The organism is Streptomyces torulosus (genome assembly GCF_001419765.1).
Classification (GTDB): Bacteria; Actinomycetota; Actinomycetes; order Streptomycetales; family Streptomycetaceae; genus Streptomyces; species Streptomyces torulosus.
Genome location: NZ_LIRK01000251.1, coordinates 21,761 through 42,335 on the forward strand (window position 1 = coordinate 21,761; position 20,575 = coordinate 42,335).

Annotated in this window: 20 protein-coding genes and 1 riboswitch; of the genes, 6 read left to right on the forward strand and 14 right to left on the reverse strand. The window is 72.4% G+C overall.

Translation table 11 applies throughout. The features are described from left to right. The first annotated feature begins 326 nt into the window (after positions 1 to 326). The gene (locus AOK23_RS17900; RefSeq protein ID WP_206336228.1) at positions 327 to 1,541 is read left to right on the forward strand and encodes an MFS transporter; all 1,215 of its coding nucleotides are present in this window, start codon (positions 327 to 329) and stop codon (positions 1,539 to 1,541) included. A gap of 105 nt (positions 1,542 to 1,646) precedes the next feature. Here the strand turns inward: AOK23_RS17900 and AOK23_RS17905 are convergent, their stop codons facing one another. From AOK23_RS17905 to AOK23_RS17915, 3 genes are all read right to left on the reverse strand, one after another. Beyond that, on the reverse strand, positions 1,647 to 2,525 hold the full coding sequence (locus AOK23_RS17905; RefSeq protein ID WP_055713700.1) for an LLM class F420-dependent oxidoreductase: 879 nt from the start codon (positions 2,523 to 2,525) through the stop codon (positions 1,647 to 1,649). Between the two features lie 149 nt (positions 2,526 to 2,674). Further along, complete coding sequence (locus AOK23_RS17910) at positions 2,675 to 5,245, reverse strand: ABC transporter permease (protein WP_055713701.1); 2,571 nt, start codon at positions 5,243 to 5,245, stop codon at positions 2,675 to 2,677. Between the two features lie 4 nt (positions 5,246 to 5,249). Continuing rightward, the gene (locus AOK23_RS17915; protein WP_055713702.1) at positions 5,250 to 6,122 is read right to left on the reverse strand and encodes an ABC transporter ATP-binding protein; all 873 of its coding nucleotides are present in this window, start codon (positions 6,120 to 6,122) and stop codon (positions 5,250 to 5,252) included. Between the two features lie 249 nt (positions 6,123 to 6,371). Here AOK23_RS17915 and AOK23_RS17920 point away from each other — a divergent pair, with 249 nt between their 5' ends. Both AOK23_RS17920 and AOK23_RS17925 read left to right on the forward strand, forming a co-directional pair. Further along, on the forward strand, positions 6,372 to 6,644 hold the full coding sequence (locus AOK23_RS17920) for a hypothetical protein (protein WP_055713703.1): 273 nt from the start codon (positions 6,372 to 6,374) through the stop codon (positions 6,642 to 6,644). A gap of 4 nt (positions 6,645 to 6,648) precedes the next feature. Further along, on the forward strand, positions 6,649 to 7,023 hold the full coding sequence (locus AOK23_RS17925; RefSeq protein ID WP_055537472.1) for a hypothetical protein: 375 nt from the start codon (positions 6,649 to 6,651) through the stop codon (positions 7,021 to 7,023). A gap of 48 nt (positions 7,024 to 7,071) precedes the next feature. On the opposite strand, the gene AOK23_RS17930 is transcribed toward AOK23_RS17925, so the two are convergent. After that, on the reverse strand, positions 7,072 to 7,743 hold the full coding sequence (locus AOK23_RS17930) for a class I SAM-dependent methyltransferase (protein ID WP_055713704.1): 672 nt from the start codon (positions 7,741 to 7,743) through the stop codon (positions 7,072 to 7,074). A gap of 173 nt (positions 7,744 to 7,916) precedes the next feature. After that, the gene (locus AOK23_RS17935) at positions 7,917 to 8,603 is read right to left on the reverse strand and encodes an esterase/lipase family protein (RefSeq protein WP_055713705.1); all 687 of its coding nucleotides are present in this window, start codon (positions 8,601 to 8,603) and stop codon (positions 7,917 to 7,919) included. Positions 8,604 to 8,967: 364 nt separating this feature from the next. Here AOK23_RS17935 and AOK23_RS17940 point away from each other — a divergent pair, with 364 nt between their 5' ends. Then, positions 8,968 to 11,061 (forward strand): helix-turn-helix transcriptional regulator, encoded by a 2,094-nt coding sequence (locus AOK23_RS17940; protein ID WP_055713717.1) that lies wholly within the window; start codon positions 8,968 to 8,970, stop codon positions 11,059 to 11,061. Positions 11,062 to 11,303: 242 nt separating this feature from the next. Here the strand turns inward: AOK23_RS17940 and bioD are convergent, their stop codons facing one another. Genes bioD through bioB form a run of 3 tightly spaced genes read right to left on the reverse strand, consistent with a single transcriptional unit; the run spans position 11,304 to position 14,551 of the window. Next, positions 11,304 to 12,023, reverse strand: a complete 720-nt coding sequence (gene bioD, locus AOK23_RS17945; protein WP_055713706.1) for a dethiobiotin synthase — start codon at positions 12,021 to 12,023, stop codon at positions 11,304 to 11,306. Between the two features lies 1 nt (position 12,024). After that, positions 12,025 to 13,314: an adenosylmethionine--8-amino-7-oxononanoate transaminase gene (locus tag AOK23_RS17950; protein WP_055713707.1), complete on the reverse strand. Its 1,290-nt coding sequence runs from the start codon at positions 13,312 to 13,314 to the stop codon at positions 12,025 to 12,027. Then, complete coding sequence (gene bioB / locus AOK23_RS17955) at positions 13,307 to 14,551, reverse strand: biotin synthase BioB (protein WP_055713708.1); 1,245 nt, start codon at positions 14,549 to 14,551, stop codon at positions 13,307 to 13,309. The genes AOK23_RS17950 and bioB overlap by 8 nt, the downstream gene beginning before the upstream one ends. A 200-nt stretch (positions 14,552 to 14,751) precedes the next feature. Here bioB and AOK23_RS17960 point away from each other — a divergent pair, with 200 nt between their 5' ends. Then, entirely contained in the window at positions 14,752 to 15,879 is a 1,128-nt protein-coding gene (locus AOK23_RS17960; RefSeq protein WP_055713709.1) for an 8-amino-7-oxononanoate synthase, read from the forward strand. A gap of 57 nt (positions 15,880 to 15,936) precedes the next feature. Here AOK23_RS17960 and AOK23_RS17965 read toward each other — a convergent pair whose 3' ends face one another. Both AOK23_RS17965 and AOK23_RS17970 read right to left on the reverse strand, forming a co-directional pair. Beyond that, positions 15,937 to 16,161 (reverse strand): DUF397 domain-containing protein, encoded by a 225-nt coding sequence (locus tag AOK23_RS17965; protein WP_055512956.1) that lies wholly within the window; start codon positions 16,159 to 16,161, stop codon positions 15,937 to 15,939. 23 nt (positions 16,162 to 16,184) lie between these two features. Continuing rightward, positions 16,185 to 17,042, reverse strand: coding sequence for a helix-turn-helix domain-containing protein (locus tag AOK23_RS17970; RefSeq protein ID WP_055713710.1), 858 nt, complete (start codon positions 17,040 to 17,042; stop codon positions 16,185 to 16,187). Positions 17,043 to 17,288: 246 nt separating this feature from the next. Between AOK23_RS17970 and AOK23_RS17975 the strand changes: the two genes are divergently transcribed. After that, on the forward strand, positions 17,289 to 17,747 hold the full coding sequence (locus AOK23_RS17975; protein WP_055713711.1) for an ATP-binding protein: 459 nt from the start codon (positions 17,289 to 17,291) through the stop codon (positions 17,745 to 17,747). Here the strand turns inward: AOK23_RS17975 and AOK23_RS17980 are convergent. The 4 genes from AOK23_RS17980 to AOK23_RS17995 form a co-directional block, all read right to left on the reverse strand. Further along, complete coding sequence (locus AOK23_RS17980) at positions 17,719 to 18,291, reverse strand: DUF6328 family protein (RefSeq protein WP_055713712.1); 573 nt, start codon at positions 18,289 to 18,291, stop codon at positions 17,719 to 17,721. The genes AOK23_RS17975 and AOK23_RS17980 overlap by 29 nt on opposite strands. Before the next feature lie 142 nt (positions 18,292 to 18,433). After that, positions 18,434 to 18,907 carry a C40 family peptidase gene (locus AOK23_RS17985; RefSeq protein ID WP_055713713.1) on the reverse strand — a complete coding sequence of 158 codons (474 nt, stop codon included), beginning with the start codon at positions 18,905 to 18,907 and terminating at the stop codon, positions 18,434 to 18,436. A 3-nt stretch (positions 18,908 to 18,910) separates the two neighbouring features. Beyond that, positions 18,911 to 19,109, reverse strand: a riboswitch (cyclic di-AMP (ydaO/yuaA leader). A gap of 343 nt (positions 19,110 to 19,452) precedes the next feature. Continuing rightward, entirely contained in the window at positions 19,453 to 19,770 is a 318-nt protein-coding gene (locus AOK23_RS17990; protein ID WP_055713714.1) for a hypothetical protein, read from the reverse strand. Between the two features lie 7 nt (positions 19,771 to 19,777). Continuing rightward, on the reverse strand, positions 19,778 to 20,419 hold the full coding sequence (locus tag AOK23_RS17995; RefSeq protein WP_055713715.1) for an ATP-dependent Clp protease proteolytic subunit: 642 nt from the start codon (positions 20,417 to 20,419) through the stop codon (positions 19,778 to 19,780). Between the last annotated feature and the right edge of the window lie 156 nt (positions 20,420 to 20,575).

Genomic DNA, 20,575 nt, shown 5'->3' on the forward strand with positions numbered 1-20,575 from the left:
GCGGACGCCTGCCGGGGGTAGGGCCGATCGGCCCTACCCCCGGCACGGGCGCGAAGGCGGCGTCCCGGACGTGGGGGACGGCGGGGCCGGGCCCGGGGCCGTCCGGCCATCGGCAGGGACCCATGGCCCATGCCGCGGGCGGGCCCGGACACGGACAGTGGCCACGGGTCGCCGTTCCGCAGGCGAGGGGTCTGCGGCGCATGGGCGGTCCCTGGTGGCGCGATACCACCATGAAGACGAAAGGGACGGACAACATGGTCCAGCCGTTGAAGTCGAAGAGCGGCGGTTCACCGTCGGACACGCCGGTGTCCGGCCGGGCGTGGCTGATGCTGGCCCTGGCCACCGCGGGTTTCGCGGTGAACTTCTGGGCGTGGGCGCTGCTCAGCCCGCTCGGCCCCCGCTTCAAGGAGAGCCTCGACCTCTCGTCGTTCGAGCAGTCGCTGCTGGTGGCGGTCCCGGTCGTGGTCGGCTCCCTGGGGCGGATCCCGGTCGGCGCGCTGACCGACCGGTTCGGCGGACGGGTCATGTTCCCGATCGTGTCGGCGGCCACCGTCGTGCCGGTGCTCTCCCTCGGGCTGATCGGCCACTCCTCGCTCGCCGCGCTCCTCGTCGGCGGGTTCTTCCTCGGCGTCGGCGGCACCGCGTTCGCCGTCGGCGTGCCGTTCGTCAACGCCTGGTTCCCGCCCGCACGGCGCGGGCTCGCCATCGGCGTCTTCGGCGCCGGTATGGGCGGCACCGCCATCAGTGCCCTGACCACCGTGAAACTGGTCGACGCGAACACCATGGCCACGCCGTTCCTGATCACCGCGGCCGCCCTGGCCGTGTACGCCGTGGCCGCCGCACTGCTGCTGCGCGACGCCCCCGGTCGCACCGTGCCGACCGAGCCGCTCGGACGCCGGCTGGCCACCACCGCCCGCCTGCCCATCACCTGGCAGGCGTCCGCGCTCTACGCCGTGGCGTTCGGCGGCTACGTGGCCTTCTCCGTCTACCTGCCCACCTACCTCAAGACCGGCTACGGCCTCACCCAGGCGGACGCCGCCAACCGCATGGCGGGCTTCGTGCTCCTCGCGGTGGCCATGCGCCCGATGGGCGGCTGGCTGTCCGACCGTCTGGGCCCGGTCCGAGTGCTGGCCGGCTCGCTGACCGTGGTCGTCGCCGGGGCGCTCGTGCAGTCCTTCACGCTCCCCCTCGCGCCCGTGGGCACCATCGCCTTCCTGTCCATGGCGGCCGCGCTCGGCGCCGGCAGCGGGGCGACCTTCGCCCTGGTCGCCCTGATGACCCCGGCGGCCCGGGTCGGCTCGGTCACCGGCGTCGTCGGCGCCGCGGGCGGCCTCGGCGGCTTCCTCCCGCCGCTGGTCATGGGCTCCTTGTACGGCGCGTACGAGTCGTACGCCCTCGGCCTCGCCCTCCTCGCGGTCGTGGCCGCCGCCGCACTGGCCTACACCCTCACCGCGGTACGTGCCGCGGCCGAGGGCGGCGAGCGCACACCCCGCACGGGCCACCGGCGAGGGCACGGCACCACCGCCGACACGACCGCCTGACAGCACCCGCACCGACGCGGCGAAGCCCCCGGCCCGCACCCCGTGTGCACCACCGATGCCGCGCCGTCCCCCTGCCGCTCACCTGCCGCGCCGTCCCCCTGCCCATCATCTGCCGCGTAGCGCCTCGATGACGCGGGCGAACGCCTCCATGTTCGGCTCCAGGACCGTGAGATACGTGAAGCCGTACCGTTTCCGTTGCGCCAGTACCTGTTCGACGATCTCGTCCAGCGTCCCCACGAGGACCAGCGGCAGCCGCAGGACCTGCTCCTCGCTCAGATGCGGGATGTGCCTGAGCCACGGCCGCACGGCGGCGCCGCGGTCCTCGGTGAACTCCACGATCTGGATCAGCAGATTGAGCTCGGCCGGCTCCTCCCGGCCGGCGGCGAACTCGTGGTACCGGCCGACCCGTTCGTCCAACTCCTCCGCCGTGAGCGCCTCCAGTGTGCCGCCCGCCCCCGGCCGGGCGCCCGTGAACGCCGCGATGTCCGCGTGCTCGGCGGTGACCCGCAGCATCCGGTCGCCGTTGGCGCCGACGAGCAGCGGTACGGTCCGCTGCGCGGGGCGCGGTTGGTGCTCCTCCGAGTCGAGGAGCCGCCGTAACTCCGCGATCGTCCGGGCGAGATGGTCGACGCGCTCGCGCGGCGACCCCCACGGCAGGCCCGCCCTCTCGTGCTCGGCCGGCACGTACCCGGTGCCGAGCCCCAGCTCCAGGCGACCGTCGGTCAGCGCGTCCGTGGTGGCCACCTCGCGCGCGAGGAGCGCCGGGTTCCAGAAGCCCGCGTTGAGCACGAACGTGCCGACCCGCGGACGTTCGGTCGCCTCCGCCGCGGCGACCAGTGCCGGGAACGGGGCCGGCATGCCCAGATGGTCGGGGACCAGGATCACGTCGTAGCCGAGCCGCTCGGCCCTGCGGCACTTCGCGCGCCACTCCTCGGCCGAGGTCGGATTGAGCAGATTGACTCCGAAACGGAACGGGCGCGGCATGAACTCTCCTCACCGACAGGGGATTTGAGCCTGGGTTTCCCGGCGAGTACACCACCCGGGCGCGCTCGCTGCCAGCACGCCCGGTCTGCGGGCCTCCGCACGCTTGGCCCGCGGCATCAGCTCGCCCGGCCCACGGCCCCGCCGGACGGTCACTCGTGCGCGATCGCCGCCAGCACATTCATCCGCGACGCCCGCAGCGCCGGCAGCAGGGCGGCCACCACACCGACCACCGCCGAGCCGATCACCACGGCGACGACCGTGCCCCACGGGATCGCCAGCGCCTTCATGCCCTGGAGCGCCAGCACCTGCTGCACGCACACCCCCCACACCAGCCCCAGCGCCAGCCCGAGGACCGCGCCGAACACGGCGATCACCACCGACTCCAGCCGGATCATCCGCCGCAGCTGCCGCCGGCCCAGGCCGATCGCGCGCAGCAGCCCGATCTCCCGGGTGCGCTCGACCACCGACAGGGCGAGGGTGTTCACCACGCCGAGCACGGCGATCACGATCGCGAGGCCGAGCAGCGCGTACACCAGGTACAGCAGCACGGCGATCTGGCCGCGGACCAGTTCCTTGTAGTCGGCCTGGTCCCGCACTTGCACCTGGGGGTACGCGTCCAGCGTCCGCTCCAGGTTCGCGCGCAGTTCGTCGGCGCCGACCCCGGAGGCGGCGTTCACGTACAGCGCCGAGTCCTGACCGTCGGGCACGTACCGCTCGACGGTGCCCGTCCCGAAGAAGAGGCCGCCCTGCATCCCGAAGCCGTCGGCGGTGTCCTGGTCGGTGAGCGCGGCGACCTTCAGCTCGGCGTCCTTCCCGCCCGGGAACCGCACCGGGACCGTGTCGCCGATCGTCACGTCGTGCTCGCGGGCGAAGTCCACGTCCATGCCGAGGGCGCCGTCGGCGAGCGCGGCGGCGCTGTCGCCCTCGGCGTAGGTGACGTTCGCGACCTCGTCGAGCCGGGGGTCGTAGGCGGCGGCCGTGGTCTCGATCCGCTCGCCGTCCGGCAGCCGCACGGCGACGGGCGCGAACCGCTGCCGTACGACGAGGCCGGCGCCCTCCGTGTCGCGGACCTTGTCGGTGACCTCCTGGGGGAACGGCAGGAAGTTCTGGTTCTGGACGACGAAGTCCGCGCCCAGCGTCTTGTCGATCTCGTTGTCGAACGACTTGGTCATCGACGCGCTCGCCACGGACATCCCGGCGACCAGCGCGAGTCCCACCATCAGCGCGGCGGCCGTCGCTCCCGTACGGCGCGGGTTGCGCAGCGCGTTGCGCTGGCTCATCCGGCCGACGGAGCCGAACAGCGCGGGGAACGCGCCGCCGAGGACCCGGATCACGGGCCGTACCAGGAGCGGGCCCGCGATGACGGTCGCGATCAGGGTGAGGACGACGCCGAGGCCGAGGAGCGAGGCCGCCGAGCCGGTGTCCGACGACACCGCGCACCCGACGAGCGCGGCGGCGCCGGCCGCGCCGACGACCGCGCCGACCAACGCCCGCGTCCGCAGCGGCCGGCCCACCCCGGCGATCTCGGCGTCCGTGAGCGCCGCCATGGGCGACACGGCCGCCGCGCGCCGCGCCGGCAGGTACGCCGCGACGAAGGTCACCCCGAGCCCGACGACGTACGCCGCGATCGGCGTCCCCACGCCGACCACCATCTCGGTGGACTTGAGGTTCATCCCGAACGCGCCCATGAGCTCGATCAGCCCGAAGGCCAGCCCGATGCCCGCGGCGAGGCCGAGCGTCGACCCGACCAGGCCGAGGAGCGCCGCCTCGGTGAGCACGGACCGGCGCACCTGTCGCTGGTCGGCGCCGAGGGCGCGCAGCAGGCCCAGCTCACGGGTGCGCTGGGCGATGAGCATCGAGAAGGTGTTGACGATGAGGAACACCCCGACGAGCGTCGCGATGCCCGCGAAGCCCAGCATCACGTACTTGATGACGTCGAGGAACCCGCCCAGCGAGGCGGCCGCCGAATCGGCCTGCTCGTCGGCGGTCTGGTACTCGTAGGTGCCCGGCCCGAGCGCGGCGGCGATCCGTTCCTTCAGCTGGGCGTCGCCGACACCGGGGGCAGCGGTCACCGAGATGCTCGTGGCGGCGTCCGGGTCGCCCAGCAGCCGGGTCTGCGCGGTCGGGGTGTCGAGGAAGACCAGCGCGGCGCCGGGGTTGGTGGTGGTGAAGGTGGCGATGCCGACGATCCTCACCTTGAAGGAGCCGGGTGCGGCGAGCACGGTGAGCGTGTCACCGATCGCCACGTCCTTCTTCTTCGCGGTGTCGGCGTCCAGCAGCGCCTGACCGGGGCCCTTGGGCGCGTGCCCGCTGGTCAGCTCCACGGGGCTGCGGTCGGTGGGGTACCAGTCGGTCGCGATGGTGGGGGCGCCGGTCGTCGGGCCCACCGACTCGTTGTCCCGGTCGACGACGGTGATGTTCTCCACGGCCGCGTCGACATGGGTGTCCGCGACGCCGTCGACCTTCGCGACCCGCTCGGCGAGCGAGGCGGGCACGGTGTCCACGGCCCCGGACGGCATCTGCCCCTCCAGATCGTCGTCCTTCGGGCCGACGGTGACATCGGCCGAGGTGGACGCGAAGAGACGGTCGAAGGTACGGGTGACCGTGTCCGAGAAGATCAGACTGCCCGCGACGAACGCCACGGACAGGACGACGGCCAGCGCCGAGAGCACCAGCCGCCCCTTGTGCGCCAGGAAACTCCTGAGGGTCGCCTTCAGCACGGTCTCAGTCCTTGTCGAGGTCGGTGGTCCCGGTGGTGCGCGCGTCGGCGGGGGCGCCCTCCCCGTCGGTCGTGGCGCGCGGGTCGAGCCCGGAGGGCTGGGCGCCGCTCCCGCTGAACAGGCGCATGCGTTCGAGGACCGCCTCGGCCGTGGGGTGCTCCATCCGGTCCACGATCCGTCCGTCGGCGAGATAGAGCACCAGGTCGGAGTGGGCGGCGGCGCCGGGGTCGTGGGTGACCATGACGACGGTCTGGCCCAGCTGGTCGACGGCCTCGCGCAGGAAGCCCAGCACCTCCAGTCCGGCCCGCGAGTCGAGGTTGCCGGTGGGCTCGTCCGCGAAGATCAGCTCGGGCCGGGATGCGAGGGCGCGGGCGCAGGCGACCCGCTGCTGCTGGCCGCCGGACAGCTGGGACGGCCGGTGCCCCAGCCGGTTGCGCAGTCCGAGCGTGTCGATGACCTGGTCCAGCCACTTCTCGTCGGGTTTCCGGCCCGCGATGTCCATCGGCAGGGTGATGTTCTCGGCCGCGTTCAACGTCGGGATCAGATTGAACGACTGGAACATGAAGCCGATGCGGTCCCGGCGCAGCCGGGTCAGCTCACGGTCCTTGAGCCCGGTGATCTCGGTGTCCCCGAGCCACACCTGCCCGGCCGACACGGTGTCGAGCCCGGCCAGACAGTGCATCAGTGTGGACTTTCCCGAGCCTGAGGGGCCCATCACCGCAGTGAAGCGGCCGCGCGTGATGTCCACGTCGACCGAGTCGAGGGCGAGCACCGCCGTCTCGCCCGAGCCGTACGCCTTCGTCAGGCCCCGGGCGCGGGCGGCGACACCGTCGGCTTCCGCGCGGCCGAGGGAGTGCTCAGCGGCAGCAGTGGACAAAACGGCCTCCCTGCTCGAACGAGTTCGCATTCCGGGCGTTCTCGGACGAGCCTAATGTGATCCAGTCCACAGCGGATATCCCCCCGAAGTCCGAGGCGGCCTCCGTCGCAGGTCGGGCACCGGATGTCGGTGTAAGGGGCATGAGTGTCACGCCCCTAGGGGCGCGGCGGCCAGCGCTCCCGACGGGGAGGCGTGCCCGGTGGGCACGGGGCCCTTGCCGTGCTAGCACTCCGGCGCTAGCGTCGAGGCATGGCCAAGACCCAGCTGAACGTACGGGTGGACGAGGACACGGCGCGAGCCGCCCGGGAGCGAGCCCTGGAGCGCGGGATGAGTGTCAACCGGTACATCGAGGAGCTGGTCAGACAGGACACGGGCGAGGTGGGCCACACCTTCGTCGAGTCCGCGGCCGACTTCATGAAGCAGTACGAGGCGGTCTTCGCCGAGGAGTTCGACGGCGCCCCCACCCGGACGACATCGAAGACGGCGGGGGAACCCGGGGGCGGGCGCGAGGGACGTCACTGATCCCTTGAGCCAGCTCAGAATCGACCTCGCCTGGCTGCTGATGGTCGCCGAACAGAAGACGCCCGGAGATCCCCAGGTCAGCGACTGGGGCGCCCTCGTCGCGGCCGTCGCCCGGCACGACGCGCAGATCTTCGACGTCCCCGTCTACGACACTCCGCACGCCCGCGCCGCCTCCCTCCTGCAACTCCTGATGCACGTCCCGGCCCTGGAGCGCTCCAACGCGCTGTTCGCCTCCGCCGTCGCCTACGGCTACCTCGTCGCCAGCGGCGTCAAGGTCGTCACCTCCGCCGAGCAGGTGCGCGAACTGGCCAGACTCGTCAAGAGTGGCGAGGCCACGGTGCAGGACATCGCCCAGGAACTGCGCCAGTGGAGCCGGTGAACGACGACCGCCCGGCGCCTCGACGCCGGGCAGATACGTCAGGCGGCCCTACTCCGCGACCTCCTCGTCCGGGCCGGAGCGTCGGGCCCGGCCCAGTACGTGGTGCGAGCTGGGAAGGCGCGGGCCCCGCGGCGGTAGGGACAGCTCCTTGACCGACTCGATCTCGAACGCCGCGGCCCCGATCGCGCCCACCGGGTCGCGGGACACATGGCAGCCGCCGAACAACAGGGGCCACACCGTGTGGTCCAGCGCCCGCCGGGTCGTGCGCATCACCCGGCCGCCTCCCCCGCCGTGCTCGAAGAACCGCAGCTCACCGCCGGGACGCAGCACCCGCCGGATCTCCCGCAGCGCACGCTCCACATCCCGCACGCTGCACAGCACCAACGACACCACGGCCGCGTCGAACGCCTCGCTCTTGACCGGCAGGGCCTCCGCCGCGCCCGGCACGACATCCACCGGCACATCGGCGCGCAGGGCCGCCTCCAGGGCCAACTTCCGCAGGGAGCGCTCCGGTTCGATCGCCACGACCTCCGCGACCGTACGCGGGTAGTGCGCGAAGTTGAGGCCGTTGCCGGCGCCGATCTCGATGACCCGTCCCGAGAGCCCGGCGAGCAGCTCGTCGCGCAACGGGCCGACCATCGGCTCCGCCGACACGCTCAGCCGGGCGTAGAACCGGGCGAACAGAGGATGGCGCACGGCGTCCTTGCCGACACGGACCATGACGGACCTCCCGAGGAGGACGACAGATACCCGGATTGTCCCCCGTCGGGGACCGGCTCACCCGTCCGGCGCCGAGAGGCGGACACGACGGCGCCCGCCGCGCGGCCCTGGGGAGGAGGTCGCGCGACGGGCGTCGGTCGTACGGCGGGCGGTGTTCCCGAGGTGCCGGGAGGTCAGGCGATGAAGTTCCGCACCTGCTCGTAGACGCCGTGGTCGTTGTTCATCTCGTTGTGCGAGACACAGCCGACCTCGACGTTGGTGGCTCCGTTCAGGATCGCGGTGGTGTCCGGGGTGAGCGCGTCGTCGCAGTTCGACCAGTAGCTGGCGTACGACACACTGCCCGGCGTCTCGTCACCGGAGTTGAGCGAGGTCAGGAACGAGCTGCCGGTGTACATCTCGCCACACGAGGTGTACAGCCAGCGGCACCAACCCGCCACGGTCGTCCCGTGGTTGACGCCGGCCGTGGAGACGAAGTCGTCGACGTACGCCGTCCCGCCGAGGTTCTTCAGGTAGTAGCGGGAGCTGAGCGCGCCCATCGAGTGGACGACCACGTCGACCTTGGAGGCACCCGTCGAGGCGAGCACGCTCTGGATCTTCGTCTTCAGCTGCGCCGCCGTCGTGGCGTTCGACTGGCCCCAGTCGTACGACCAGGAGTGCAGCTCCGAGGCGGTGTAACCGTCCGCCTTGAAGTACGCGATCCAGTCGTCCCAGCTGCTGGACGAACTGCTCAGACCGTGTACGAAGACGACCGGGGTGTGGGTCGCGGCCCGGGCGGGGGTCGCGGAGAAGGTCAGGGACAGCAGGAGCGTGCTGGTCACGGTCGCGAGGGCCGTGGCGATACGGCGCATGCGGCGATGCATGGAGCCTCCTGAAACGGGTGGGGTTCGTCAGGAGTGTCAGCGGGGTCTACGCGCGCCGCATCGGTGAAATCGCCGGTCTTTACTGGTCGGTTAACTCGCAAGTAACGTGATGGGTGTGGTGACTCCGGTGAACCCCCCACGACTTCCGCATCGCTCGCCACCGCCCCCCAGGACCGCGCGGCCGAGCCCGAACACGGCATCGGCCGCCCCGCCGACGCCACCCGAAGGCGTGCCCGCGCCACCCCGAGGCGGCCCGTCCGCGCCAGGCCAGGGGGGCGCCGACTCGGCCGCGTCCGGCCGGGGCGCCGCCGATCCGTCCGTGTCCCATGCTGCCGAGCGTGGCGTGCCCGCGCTGTCCGAAGGCGTGCGCGTACGTCTGCTGCACGCCGCCCACGGTGATCCGCGCGCCGCCGCCGAACTCGCCGCCGCCCTGACCCCGCGCCAGGCCATCGGGCTCGACCCGCTGCCCGCCGAGCCGTTCGCGCTCGCCCCCGCGCTGCTGCGGGCCCACCGGCGGGACGTACGGGCCCTGCCCGACGACACCCGCTTCCTGCTGCTCCTCGCCGCGGCCGACCAGTACCCGATCCCGACCCACGCCTACGAGCGGGCCGTCACGGCCGCCGGACTCGACACCCGGCCCCTCGACGGGGCCGAGGCGGCGGGCATCGCGGACGCCACGGCCCAGGGCGTCGTCTTCCGGGACGCCTGGACCCGTATCGCCGTCTACGAGTCCGCCTCCACGGCCGACCGCCGCGCGGCCCACCGCCTGCTCGCCGGAGTCCTCAGCGGCGAGGGCGAGAGACCCAGACGCTCCTGGCACCGGGCCGCCTCCGCACTCGGCCCGAGCCGCCGGCTCGCCGCCGAACTCCGCCTCGCGGCGAAGGTGGCACGTGCCATCGGGGAGCCCGCGCTGGCCTCCGCCCTCGCCGAACGCGCCGCCGGCCTCACCCCCGACCCCGCCGAACGCATGCCCCTGCTCGCGCGGGCGGCGGCGGAGGCCTGGCAGTCGGGCGACGGCGACCGGGCCCGCCGGCTCGTCGCCGCCACCGACGACGACGCCCTCGCCGGGCTCCTCGCCCTCCGCTCAGGCAACGCCTCCGAGGCCTTCGACGCCCTGCTCACCGCCACGGTCCGGCACGGCGGCGGCCACGACCCGGACACGGCCGCCCATCTGTTGGCACGAGCCACCGAGGCCGCCATCTACACCGGGGACCTGCGCCGCTGCCGGGAGGCCGCCGCCGTCGCCGACCGGCTCGGCATCCTGCCGCCGAGCACCCTCGGCGCGCTGGCCGCCGCGTTCGAGGGGCGCTACGACGACGCCCGCGACGTCCTCGAAGCCGCGGCGGGCCGCTGCGGCCCCGGCGGTGACCCCACCGGGCTGATCCACGCAGGGATCGCCGCCCTGCTCCTCGGCGACCACACCCGCGCGTTCACCGCCACCGCCCGCGCCGCCGCCTCAGCCCGCGCCAGGGGCGAGACGGTGACCGTGCCGCAGGCCATGGAGTTCCGGGCGTACGCCGAGTTCTGGACCGGGCGCCCCAGGGCCGCCGAGGCCGCCGCCGTGGAGGCCCTGCGGCAGGCGTACGCCACCGGGCAGGACAACGGGGCCTGCCATCTCCAGGCCGCCCTCGCGATGTTCGCGGCCGTCACCGGGGACGAGCAGGTGTGCCGGGAGCGCGCCGAGTCCGCCCGCGCCCACGCGCTGGAACGGGGCCTCGGACTCCCGGCGGCGCTCGCCATGTACGCCCTCGCCTTCCTCGACCTCGCCACAGGCCGCTACGCCGCCTCGGCGGCCCGCCTGCGCGCACTCGCCGGGTTCGGCCCCGGGCACGGGCACCGGGCCATCCGTCACCTCGCCACCCCGCACTACGTCGAGGCCGCCGTCCGCACCGGCGACACCCGCGTGGCCCGCGCCGCGCACGCCGACTACGACCACTGGGCCCGCACCGTCCGCAGCGCCGACGACCTCGCCCTCAGCGCCCGCTGCCGGGCGCTGCTCGCGACGGGTGAGGAGGCCGTGGAGCACTACCGCGCCGCGCTCGATCTGCACGCCTCCGGCACCCGTGACTTCGAACGGGCCCGCACGGAACTGCTGTTCGGCAGCGCGCTGCGGCGGCTCCGCAACCGCACCGAGGCCCGCGACCGGCTGCACAGCGCGCTGGAGGCCTTCGACCACTTCGGCTCGCCCCACTGCGCCGACCAGGCCCGCGCCGAACTCCGCGCCCTCGGTGAACGCGCCCCCTCCGCGCCGGGCCCCGACGACCTCACCGGCCGGCTCACGGCCCAGCAACTGACCATCGCCCGCATGGCCGCGGACGGCGCCACGAACCGGGAGATCGCCGCCCGCCTCCTCCTGAGCCCCCGCACGATCGACCACCACCTCCGCGGCGTCTTCGCCCGCCTGGGCATCAGATCCCGCATCGAACTGGTCCGCCTGCTGGGAGAAACGGCGGGCTGAGCCCGGCGGGCGCGGTGCGGCGGCGGGCGGTCGGCACCCGGCCCGGCAGCCGACACCACGCAGGCCGGGCGCTCGGCACCCGGCCCCGGCAGCCGACAACCCGCCCTGCGGCCCCCGGCACTTGTGCTGTCACCGCTGTGGGCAGTCGTTCCGCAGGGCGGAACGGGTGGGCACAGCCCACGGTGCCGGGGGCCTTGTCAGGAGGGCCGACCGCTACACGGCCTCCCACGACGCGCCCTCCGCTACGCCGTCTCCCGCGCCGCGAAGGCCGCCGCGTCCCACGTGCCGCCCAGCGCCGGCGCCAGCCAATCGCCCGCCCGCGCCCGGAACTCGGCCGGCTCCAGCGCGCCCGCGCCCTCCGGCACCGCCCCCAGCAGCGGCGCTCCCGCCACCACCGGCAGGTCCGCCACGTTGCAACGGGACGCCAGATCCGGGGCCTTGGGCCAGCTGCCGATGACGACGCCCGTCAGCCGCACCTCCCGCACCGCGAGTTCGCGGGCCGTCAGCTCGGTCGTGTTGAGCGTGCCCAGCCCGGCCGAGGCCACCAGCAGCACCGGCGCGCCCAGCAGCCGCGCCGTGTCCGCCAGCGTGCCGCCCGCCTCGTCGAGGCGGACGAGGAGACCGCCCGCGCCCTCGACCAGGACCAGGTCGTGGTCGGTCTCCAGCTTCGCCGCCGCCTCGGCGACGTCCTCGGGGTGGACCGGGGCCAGCCCGGACCGCCGGGCGGCCGTCGCGGGAGCCAGCGGCTCCGGGTAGCGGGCGAGTTCGTGCGCGGCGACGGCGTCCCCGGCGAGCCGCACCACCTCGTCCGCGTCGCCGCGCTCGTCCGGCCGTACCCCGGTCTGCGCGGGCTTGAGCACCGCCACGGACCGGCCGGCGGCCGCCGCCACCGCGGCGACGGTCGCCGTGGCGACCGTCTTGCCGACCTCGGTGCCCGTCCCCGTCACCACCAGGATCGCCATGTCATCCCTCCCCTGCCGCCGCGCACACCGCGCGCGCGATCCGTGCCACGTCCTCGTCACCGGTGACGTACGGCGGCATCGTGTAGACGAGGTCGCGGAACGGCCGCAGCCACACGCCCTCGCGCACCGCGGCCGCCGTCGCCGCCCTCATGTCCACCTCGTGGTCGAGCTGGACGACACCGATGGCGCCGAGGACCCGGACGTCCTTCACCCCCGGCACGTCGAGCGCCGGAGCCAGCCCTTCCCGCAGTCCCGCCTCGATCCGCCGGACCTCCGCGAGCCAGTCCTGCCCCAGCAGCAGCTCGATCGAGGCGAGCGCCACGGACGCGGCCAGCGGATTGCCCATGAACGTCGGCCCGTGGGCGAGGACGGGCACCTCGCCCCGCGAGATCCCGTCGGCCACCCGCGCCGTGCACAGCGTCGCCGCCATCGTCAGATAACCGCCGGTCAGCGCCTTGCCCACGCACATCACATCCGGCGTCACCGCCGCGTGCTCCGCCGCGAACAGCGCGCCCGTCCGGCCGAACCCGGTCGCGATCTCGTCGAACACCAGCAGCACGTCGTGCGCGTCGCACGCCTCGCGCAGCACCCGCAGATACGCGGGGGAGTGGAACCGCATCCCGCCCGCGCCCTGCACCACCGGCTCCACGACCACGGCGGCCAGTTCGTCGGCGTGCCGCTCGACCGCCGAGCGCAACCGCTCCGCGTACGCCTCGTCGTACTCCGCCGGCGGCGCCTCGACGAACACCTGCCGCGGCAGCACGCCCTGCCACAGCTCGTGCATCCCGCCGTCGGGGTCGCACACCGACATGGGCTGCCATGTGTCGCCGTGGTAGCCGCCGCGCCAGGTGAGCAGGCGCTGCTTGCCGGGGCGGCCGAGCGAGCGCCAGTACTGCAGGCACATCTTGACGGCGACCTCGACCGACACCGAACCCGAGTCGGCGAGGAACACATGCTCCAGACCGTCGGGTGACATGTCGACAAGGCGCTTCGCCAGCCGCACGGCGGGCTCGTGGGTGAGCCCGCCGAACATGACATGGCTCATCCGGCCGAGCTGCTCGCGCGCGGCCTCGTTGAGCACCGGGTGGTTGTAGCCGTGGATGGCCGACCACCAGGACGACATGCCGTCGACGAGTTCGCCCGAGCCGTCGGCGAGCCGCAGCCGGACCCCGCTCGCCGACTCCACGACGAGCGGCTCGGCCCGGCCCGGCATCGGACCGTACGGATGCCACACATGCCGCCGGTCGAGGTCCAGCAACTCGGCCACGCTCGGGTCGGGCGCCTCAGGCATTGGGCGCGAGATCCGTTCCGGCACCTCGACGCCGCACGGCGACCAGGTCCGTCCGGGCCTCGCCCGCCTGCGGGGCCGCCGTGGAGGAGGAGGTGGCCGTGGAAGCCGCGGAACCGCAGACGCCGCCCCCCTCGTGCGACCCGCACCCGCCACCGCTTTCGTGGGACCCGCAGCCGCCGCCCTCGTGGGCACCGCACCCGGCGCTCTCGTGGGACCCGCAGCCGCCCGCGGACGCCCGGTGCTCCGGCAGCGTGACCTGGTCGGCCCCCTCCACCTCGAACCCGGCGTCCGCGATCATCTCCAGGTCGGCCTTGCCGGCCTGGCCCTCGCTGGTGAGGTAGTCCCCGAGGAAGATCGAGTTGGCCAGGTGCAGCGCGAGTGGCTGCATCGTCCGCAGATGCACCTCGCGGCCGCCGGCGATGCGCACCTCGACGTCCGGGCAGACGAACCGCACCATGGCGAGGATCCGCAGGCACCGCTGGGGCGTGAGGTTCCACTCCTTGGCCAGCGGGGTGCCCTCGAACGGGATCAGGAAGTTGACCGGCACCGAGTCCGGGTCCAGTTCACGCAGCGAGAAGACGACGTCGACGAGGTCCTCGTCCGTCTCGCCCATGCCCGCGATCAGACCGGAGCACGCCGACAGACCCGCCGCGTGCGCCTTCTGCACGGTGTCCACCCGATCGGCGTACGTGTGGGTGGTCGTGATCTCCCCGTACGTCGACTCCGACGTGTTGAGATTGTGGTTGTAGGCGTCCGCGCCCGCCTCGCGCAGCCGTTCGGCCTGACCGTCGGAGAGCAGCCCCAGACAGGCGCACACCTCGACGCCCTCGTTCTCCTCCTTGATGGCCTTGATGGTGCCCGCGACCCGGTCGACGTCACGGTCCGTCGGGCCGCGCCCGGACGCCACCAGACACACCCGCTTGGCACCGCCGGCGAGACCGGCCGCGGCGGCCTTCGAGGCCTCGTCGGGCTTCAGCCAGGTGTACTTGAGGATCCCGGCCGTCGAGCCGAGCCGCTGGGAGCAGTACGAGCAGTCCTCGGGACACAGCCCGGACTTCAGGTTGACGAGATAGTTCAGTTTCACCCGTCGCCCGAACCAGTGCCTGCGCACCTTTCCGGCCGCGGCCACCACGTCGAGCAGGTCGTCGTCGGAGGTGCCGAGGACGGCGAGCGCCTCGGCACGGCTCAGCGGCTCGCGCCGGAGCCCCTTGTCCACCAGCGTGTTCAGCAGGTCCATGAGAGCCGATCCTGTCCTACCGGACCGCTCCCGGCCAAGGAGACTTCGGACAACAGAGTCGGATCGACGTGTGGGTATCGCCACATCGTGGGCGACCGGCCGTCCCGTTAGTGTCTGTGCACTGCCTACAAAAGCCCCTGCCGCGCTGCCCGATGACAGCACCGGCACCGAGGGCTGCCCACGCGACCCCCGGAGGACTCATGGCGTTCGGCTGGATCGACGAGCAGGCGTCGGCGCGCCGCCGCGCCGGGCTCGTACGGACCCTGCGCCCCCGCCCCGCCGATTCGCCCCTGCTCGACCTCGCGAGCAACGACTACCTGGGGCTGGCCCACCACCCCGAGATCATCGAGGGCGCGGCCGAGGCGGCACGCACCTGGGGCGGCGGGGCGACCGGCTCCCGGCTCGTCACCGGCACCACCGAACTCCACGGCGAGCTGGAGCGCGAACTGGCCGCCTTCTGCGGCTTCGAGGCCGCCCTCGTCTTCTCCTCCGGCTACGCCGCCAACCTCGCCGCCGTCACCGCGCTCGCCCCGCACGGCTCGCTGGTCGTGTCGGACGCGGGCAACCACGCCTCCCTGATCGACGGCTGCCGGCTGGCCCGCGGGACCACGCAGGTCGTCGAGCACGCCGACCCGGACGCGGTCCGCAAGGCCCTCGGCACGGCCAAGGGGCCCGCGATCGCGGTCTCCGACACGGTGTTCTCGGTGGACGGCGACGCCGCCCCGCTGGCCGGACTGGCCGCCGCGTGCCGCGCGTACGGCGCCGGGCTCGTCGTGGACGACGCCCACGGGCTCGGTGTCCTCGGCGACGGCGGCCGGGGCGCGCCGTACGCGGCTGGGCTTGCGGGCGCCCCTGATGTCGTCGTGACGGTCACCCTGTCGAAGTCGCTGGGCAGCCAGGGCGGTGCCGTCCTCGGACCGGCGAAGGTCATCGACCACCTGGTCAACGCGGCCCGGACGTTCATCTTCGACACGGGGCTCGCCCCCGCGGCGACGGGCGCCGCGCTCGCCGCGCTCAGACTGCTGCGCCGTGAGCCGGAGCGGGCCGCCCGGGCCCGTGAGGTGGCGCGGGCGCTGCACGCACGGCTGACGGCGTCGGGCCATGAAGCGGTGCGGCCCGACGCCGCCGTGGTGTCCGTACGAGCGCCGTCTCCGGATCAGGCGGTGCGGTGGGCGGCGGACTGCCGGGCGGCGGGTCTCGCCGTCGGCTGTTTCCGCCCGCCGTCCGTGCCCGACGGCATCTCGAGGCTGCGGTTGACCGCCCGGGCGGATCTCACCGAGGGACAGATCGACCGAGCCGTGGGAATCATCGGCGATACGCGACCGTGAGTCGGCGTCGCGGCCGTGCGTCGCCAGAAGCGGAACCGGTGGTGCGGTCCGTGGTGCTCACCGGAGCGTGGTGACGAATCCCTCCCATGCCTCAGGGGTGAACAGCAGGGCGGGCCCCGCCGTGTTCTTCGAGTCGCGCACGGCCACCAGTCCGGCCAGTCGGCCGGACCCGGGACGGGCCGTTTCCACACAGTTGTTCATTCCCGTGCTGCGGCTGCTGCGCAGCCACCGCACACCGCGTAGTGCGGTACTGGTGGGTACGTTCCGAGGCAGAGCTGACATGGTGCCTCCTTACGCGCCGGAAGCTAGCCCTGAGCCAGTCCGGCGATGTAATCCAACGAGTCCTCGGGCGAAAGGGCGTGGATCTGAAGGGTGTTGAAGGCCTCGACATAAGCCATGAGGTCTTCTTTCCGCTCGAGGTAGAGGCTACTCGTCAAGTGGTCCAGAACAACCACGTCCAGATCGGATGTGCTCCGAAATGAGAAGATTACGAAAGGACCGGTGATGCCGATGTGTGCCCCCGCAGTGAACGGCAGCACCTGCAGCCTCACTTGAGGCAGACGCGCCGCCTCGACCAACCGCTCCAGCTGACGGGCCATGACCTCGGGTCCGCCGACCTCGCGCCGCAGAACGCCCTCGTCGAGTACGGCGCTCAGCTCCATCGGGGGACGTCCGCGCAGAACGTCCTGCCGTGCGAGCCGCACTTCCACGAGCGCGTCGAGTTTGTCGTCTTCCAGCCCCTCCACCGCCGCCCGCGTCACCGCCCTGGCGTACTCGGGGATCTGCAGCAGGCCCGGCACGACCGAGGTCTCCAGGGTGCGCATCCCGCTCGCCTGCGACTCCAGGCTGATGAAGTCCCGGTATGTCGGCGGCAGCACCCCTCGGTACGCGTGCCACCAGTTGTGCCGTCCGCCCCCGTCCTCGGAGCCCGCCAGCGCCATCAGCAGTTCGCGTAACTCCTTGTCGTCGACCGCGTAGGCGTCCAGCAGTCGGTGGACGTCCGCGGGTTTCACCCCGCTGGCGCCCGTCTCGATGCGGCTCACCTTCGACTGGTGCCAGCCCACGAGACGGGCGGCCTCGATGCTGGTGACGCCGACGCGGGTACGCAGGAGGCGCAACTCGGCGCCGAGCTTGCGGCGGCGCACCGCCGGACCGTATTGCATGGGTGTCTCCTTCCGCCCGGCGCGCGAAGTCGGGTGACGGTAGAGGATGGCCCGTGGGTCCCCTCGCATACGGTCGGCCGTCGGAGAGTTCACCGCATCGAGCGACAGATATATGCACATCTTGGTGGATCGCCACCCGTGACGGCCCAGGTAGTGGCAGTCTGGCGCGAAGCACCAGTCCGGGACCGTACTCGAATCATCCGCTCCCAGTCGGACATCGGTCCCGTGGGAAAGGGACGCACCGCCATGGCAGATCACCAGGAAGCATCCGTCACTCTGCCGAGCGATCCCGCCTCGGTGTCCGCGGCCCGGAGATACGTCGCCACCGTGCTGGCCGAATGGGGCCTGCCGAGCGACACGGACATCGCGGACACCGTGCGCCTGATCGTGTCCGAACTCGCCACCAACGCCGTTCAGCACACCTTCGGTCAGTCACCCACGTTCACCGTGGACCTCGTCCTCGACCGTGACGAGCAGCTGCACATCGGCGTCACCGACAGTCATCCGCGCTTCCCGAAACGCCTGCCCGCCGCCGTGCAGCAGGACAACGGGCGTGGCATGGTCATCATCCGCTGGCTGACCGCCGAGTGTGGCGGGCGACTGAGCGTCAGACCCACGCGGGAGGGCGGCAAGACGGTGGCGATCGAGCTTCCGTGGGCCGTCCCCGTGCAGCCGGTCAGGGCAGGCGGTCCGCAGGAGCCCTGACGGAGTCCCGCCCCTGGGGAGCGGGGGCCGTCCCGCTGGGGCGCGGTGCGGGTGGCGTGCGGTTCCCGCGGACGGAGCGTCCCACCAGCTTCGGGAGCAGGCCCCACAGCAGGAGACAGCCGACGAGCGTGCCACCGCCGGCGGTGAGGCCCGCGGCCCGGCCGAGTGTCACGTCCACGACGAGCAGCACCGACCCCGCGAAGGCCGGCATCAGCACCCCCAGGCCGACACCGGCCAGCCGGGACGAGACCCGGACGATCGTGGGCTTGGCGTTCTGCTGGAACAGCGAGCGGTGCAGTGCGGCCGGGGCGGTGAAGAGCGCCGCCGCGAGGACCGCCAGCAGCAGTGTGGTGACGTACGTGGCGCGCTGGAACGAGTTCAAGTCCGGAAAGCGCGGGGTGAAGGCCAGCGTCAGCAGGAACGCGAAGAGGATCTGCACCCCCGTCTGGGTGACCCGCAACTCCTGCAGCAACTCGGAGAAGTTGCGGTCGGCCCGTTCGAGAGGCGTCTCGTTGCGAGCGGGGCTGATGCGTTCGTCGGCCATGGCTGTACGAGTAACCATCCGGGCCCTTGTCACGCCTGCCGAGGAGGGGGCGAAAGAGGGTTCTGGGGCACTCGGGGAGCGACCAGGGAGCGGCCGGGGGTGACCGAGAGGGCGGCCGGTGCTCCGGCCGCCCTCCGACGGGTCAGCGGACCCGGCCGTACCAGACGCTCTTCGTCCAGATCTTCTGCAGTCGCACGACGTCACCCGTCTTCGGCGAGTGCCAGATCTTTCCCTTCCCCGCGTAGATACCGACGTGGTAGACGTTCGATCCCGAGTGGAAGAAGACGAGGTCTCCGAGCTTGCGGCTGCTCGCGGAGATGTGCTTCGTCTTGTTGTACTGCTGCTGGGCAGTACGGGGCAGCTTCTTGCCCGCCTTCTTGAACGAGTAGAGCGTCAGCCCTGAGCAGTCGAACCTGCCGGGGCCCGTCGCGCCGTACCGGTAAGGGGAGCCCTTCTTGGAAGCCGCGACCTGAAGTGCCTTCGACGCCACTGTGGCGGCCTCGGCGTCCGATGCGACGCCCGGGACCACGATGCTGCCGCCGACGGCGGCGATGGTGAGAGCCGAGGCCGTGCCGGCCCGGGTCAACAGCGACGGGACACGATTGAGCGCAGACATGCGCAACCCTTCGTCAGCCGCCTGTGAAGGATGACCTGTCGGATTCGGGCTGGCGAAGTTGCCCGGCCGCTGACGCGGCTTCACCCCAAGGGCTGCTCGGCCCGGTCATGGCGTGACCGTCCCGGCGACCCGTCGTGCTTGGGTCCTCCACTCCTGCCGATCCACTCCTGTCGACCGGTCATCCGGACGGCGGCAGGACTCGGCGTCCGCCCGGATCGCCCCGCCGCTGCGGCGGGGGCTTGTCGTCAGGAAGGGATCTTGACGCACGGAAGTCCGAAAATCCCAACGGAATCAGGGATTTGTGGTGTTACTCACCACTCGCCCGTTCGGGTGGACAGACCTTTTTCAGCTGTTCTGTCCACAGAGTCGAGGACGTCCCTACCAGCAACGGAATGATGGGTTCCGGCACTCTTGCAGGCATGATGCGCAACTCCGGCGGTTCTGGGGACGGGTGGGCCGATGGGTTGTTCCGCGTAGGCCGTCCGGTGGGCCGTAACCCGGACCGGAGGGACCGTCAGTAGTACGGCGGACGACGCCCGATCGGTTCAGGCGGGGGAGTCCTCGGGTTCCGGCGGAAGGGTGACGCGGGCCGCCCTCCGTTCCCCGTCCAGGACCCGCAGGGCACGGGCCAGGGTGGAGGCGTGCAGTTCGTTCTCACCGCGTGTGTGCATCAGTTCGAGCGCGTCGCGCAGCGCCGTCGCCCGGCCGACGAGGGCCTGCGCGGCCCGCAGTCCGCGATACGTGTCGCCGGGGCGGGCCGGGTTGATCCGGCCCAGCAGGTCGACCACGTCCAGGTAACGGTCGATCAACTCCGCCTCGGCGCGCGTCAGCGCGGGCAACGGCGGCAGCTCGGGTGGGAGCATCGGCGGCTCACCTCGCGCCGGGGAGCGCCCGCGAGCCCTTGCGGCTCGGCACGACCCGGTCGGCCAGGCCGTAGTCCACGGCTTCGTGTGCGTCGAGGATCTTGTCCCGCTCGATGTCGCGGCTGATCCGTTCGTGGCTCTGCCCGGTGTGCCGTACGAGCATCTCCTCCAGCCGTCGACGGTTGCGCATCAGCTCCTCGGCCTGGATCGCCAGATCGCTCGCCTGCCCGGTGACCGGCTCGGTCAGCGCCGGCTGATGGATCACCACCTGCGCGCCCGGCAGCACGGATCGCTTGCCCGGAGTGCCCGCCGCCAGCAGCACCGCGGCGGAGGCCCCCGCCCGGCCGAGGCAGACGGTCTCCACGTCGCAGGTGACGAACCGGATCGTGTCGTAGATCGCCGTCATCGCGCTGAACGAGCCGCCGGGGGAGTTGATGTAGAGGGAGATGTCCCGCTCCGGGGACTGGTACTCCAAGTGCATGAACTGCGCCATCACGTCGTTCGCCGACGTGTCGTCGATCTGCGTCCCGAGGAACACGATCCGCTCCTCCAGCAACTTCGCATACGGATCCATCGTTCGGTGACCCGCACTTGTGCGTTCGGTGAATTCGGGGAGCACGTGGCGGGCCGACGGGCGGTTCGCGGGCATGGGAGCCTCCTCTGATCGACTTCTGTAAAAAATGTACAGGACGTACGTCTCTTCGGGGATGGTCCTCGGCTGACAGCGAAAATCCCCGCGGAGCCTGGCTCCGCGGGGATCGGTCTCGGGGCTCGGGCGAGCGGTGGGGCGTGCGGGGTGGAGTGC

Bases quoted from the DNA above. Each gene is read 5' to 3' on its own strand.
- AOK23_RS17900 (WP_206336228.1), top strand. From the start codon at position 327: ATGCTGGCCCTGGCCACCGCGGGTTTCGCGGTGAACTTCTGGGCGTGG.
- AOK23_RS17905 (WP_055713700.1), bottom strand. From the start codon at position 2,525: ATGCCGCGCCCGTTCCGTTTCGGAGTCAATCTGCTCAATCCGACCTCG.
- AOK23_RS17920 (WP_055713703.1), top strand. From the start codon at position 6,372: ATGGCCAAGACCCAGCTGAACGTACGGGTGGACGAGGACACGGCGCGA.
- AOK23_RS17930 (WP_055713704.1), bottom strand. From the start codon at position 7,743: ATGGTCCGTGTCGGCAAGGACGCCGTGCGCCATCCTCTGTTCGCCCGG.
- AOK23_RS17935 (WP_055713705.1), bottom strand. From the start codon at position 8,603: ATGCATCGCCGCATGCGCCGTATCGCCACGGCCCTCGCGACCGTGACC.
- bioD (WP_055713706.1), bottom strand. From the start codon at position 12,023: ATGGCGATCCTGGTGGTGACGGGGACGGGCACCGAGGTCGGCAAGACG.
- AOK23_RS17950 (WP_055713707.1), bottom strand. From the start codon at position 13,314: ATGCCTGAGGCGCCCGACCCGAGCGTGGCCGAGTTGCTGGACCTCGAC.
- bioB (WP_055713708.1), bottom strand. From the start codon at position 14,551: ATGGACCTGCTGAACACGCTGGTGGACAAGGGGCTCCGGCGCGAGCCG.
- AOK23_RS17960 (WP_055713709.1), top strand. From the start codon at position 14,752: ATGGCGTTCGGCTGGATCGACGAGCAGGCGTCGGCGCGCCGCCGCGCC.
- AOK23_RS17965 (WP_055512956.1), bottom strand. From the start codon at position 16,161: ATGTCAGCTCTGCCTCGGAACGTACCCACCAGTACCGCACTACGCGGT.
- AOK23_RS17970 (WP_055713710.1), bottom strand. From the start codon at position 17,042: ATGCAATACGGTCCGGCGGTGCGCCGCCGCAAGCTCGGCGCCGAGTTG.
- AOK23_RS17975 (WP_055713711.1), top strand. From the start codon at position 17,289: ATGGCAGATCACCAGGAAGCATCCGTCACTCTGCCGAGCGATCCCGCC.
- AOK23_RS17980 (WP_055713712.1), bottom strand. From the start codon at position 18,291: ATGGCCGACGAACGCATCAGCCCCGCTCGCAACGAGACGCCTCTCGAA.
- AOK23_RS17985 (WP_055713713.1), bottom strand. From the start codon at position 18,907: ATGTCTGCGCTCAATCGTGTCCCGTCGCTGTTGACCCGGGCCGGCACG.
- AOK23_RS17990 (WP_055713714.1), bottom strand. From the start codon at position 19,770: ATGCTCCCACCCGAGCTGCCGCCGTTGCCCGCGCTGACGCGCGCCGAG.
- AOK23_RS17995 (WP_055713715.1), bottom strand. From the start codon at position 20,419: ATGCCCGCGAACCGCCCGTCGGCCCGCCACGTGCTCCCCGAATTCACC.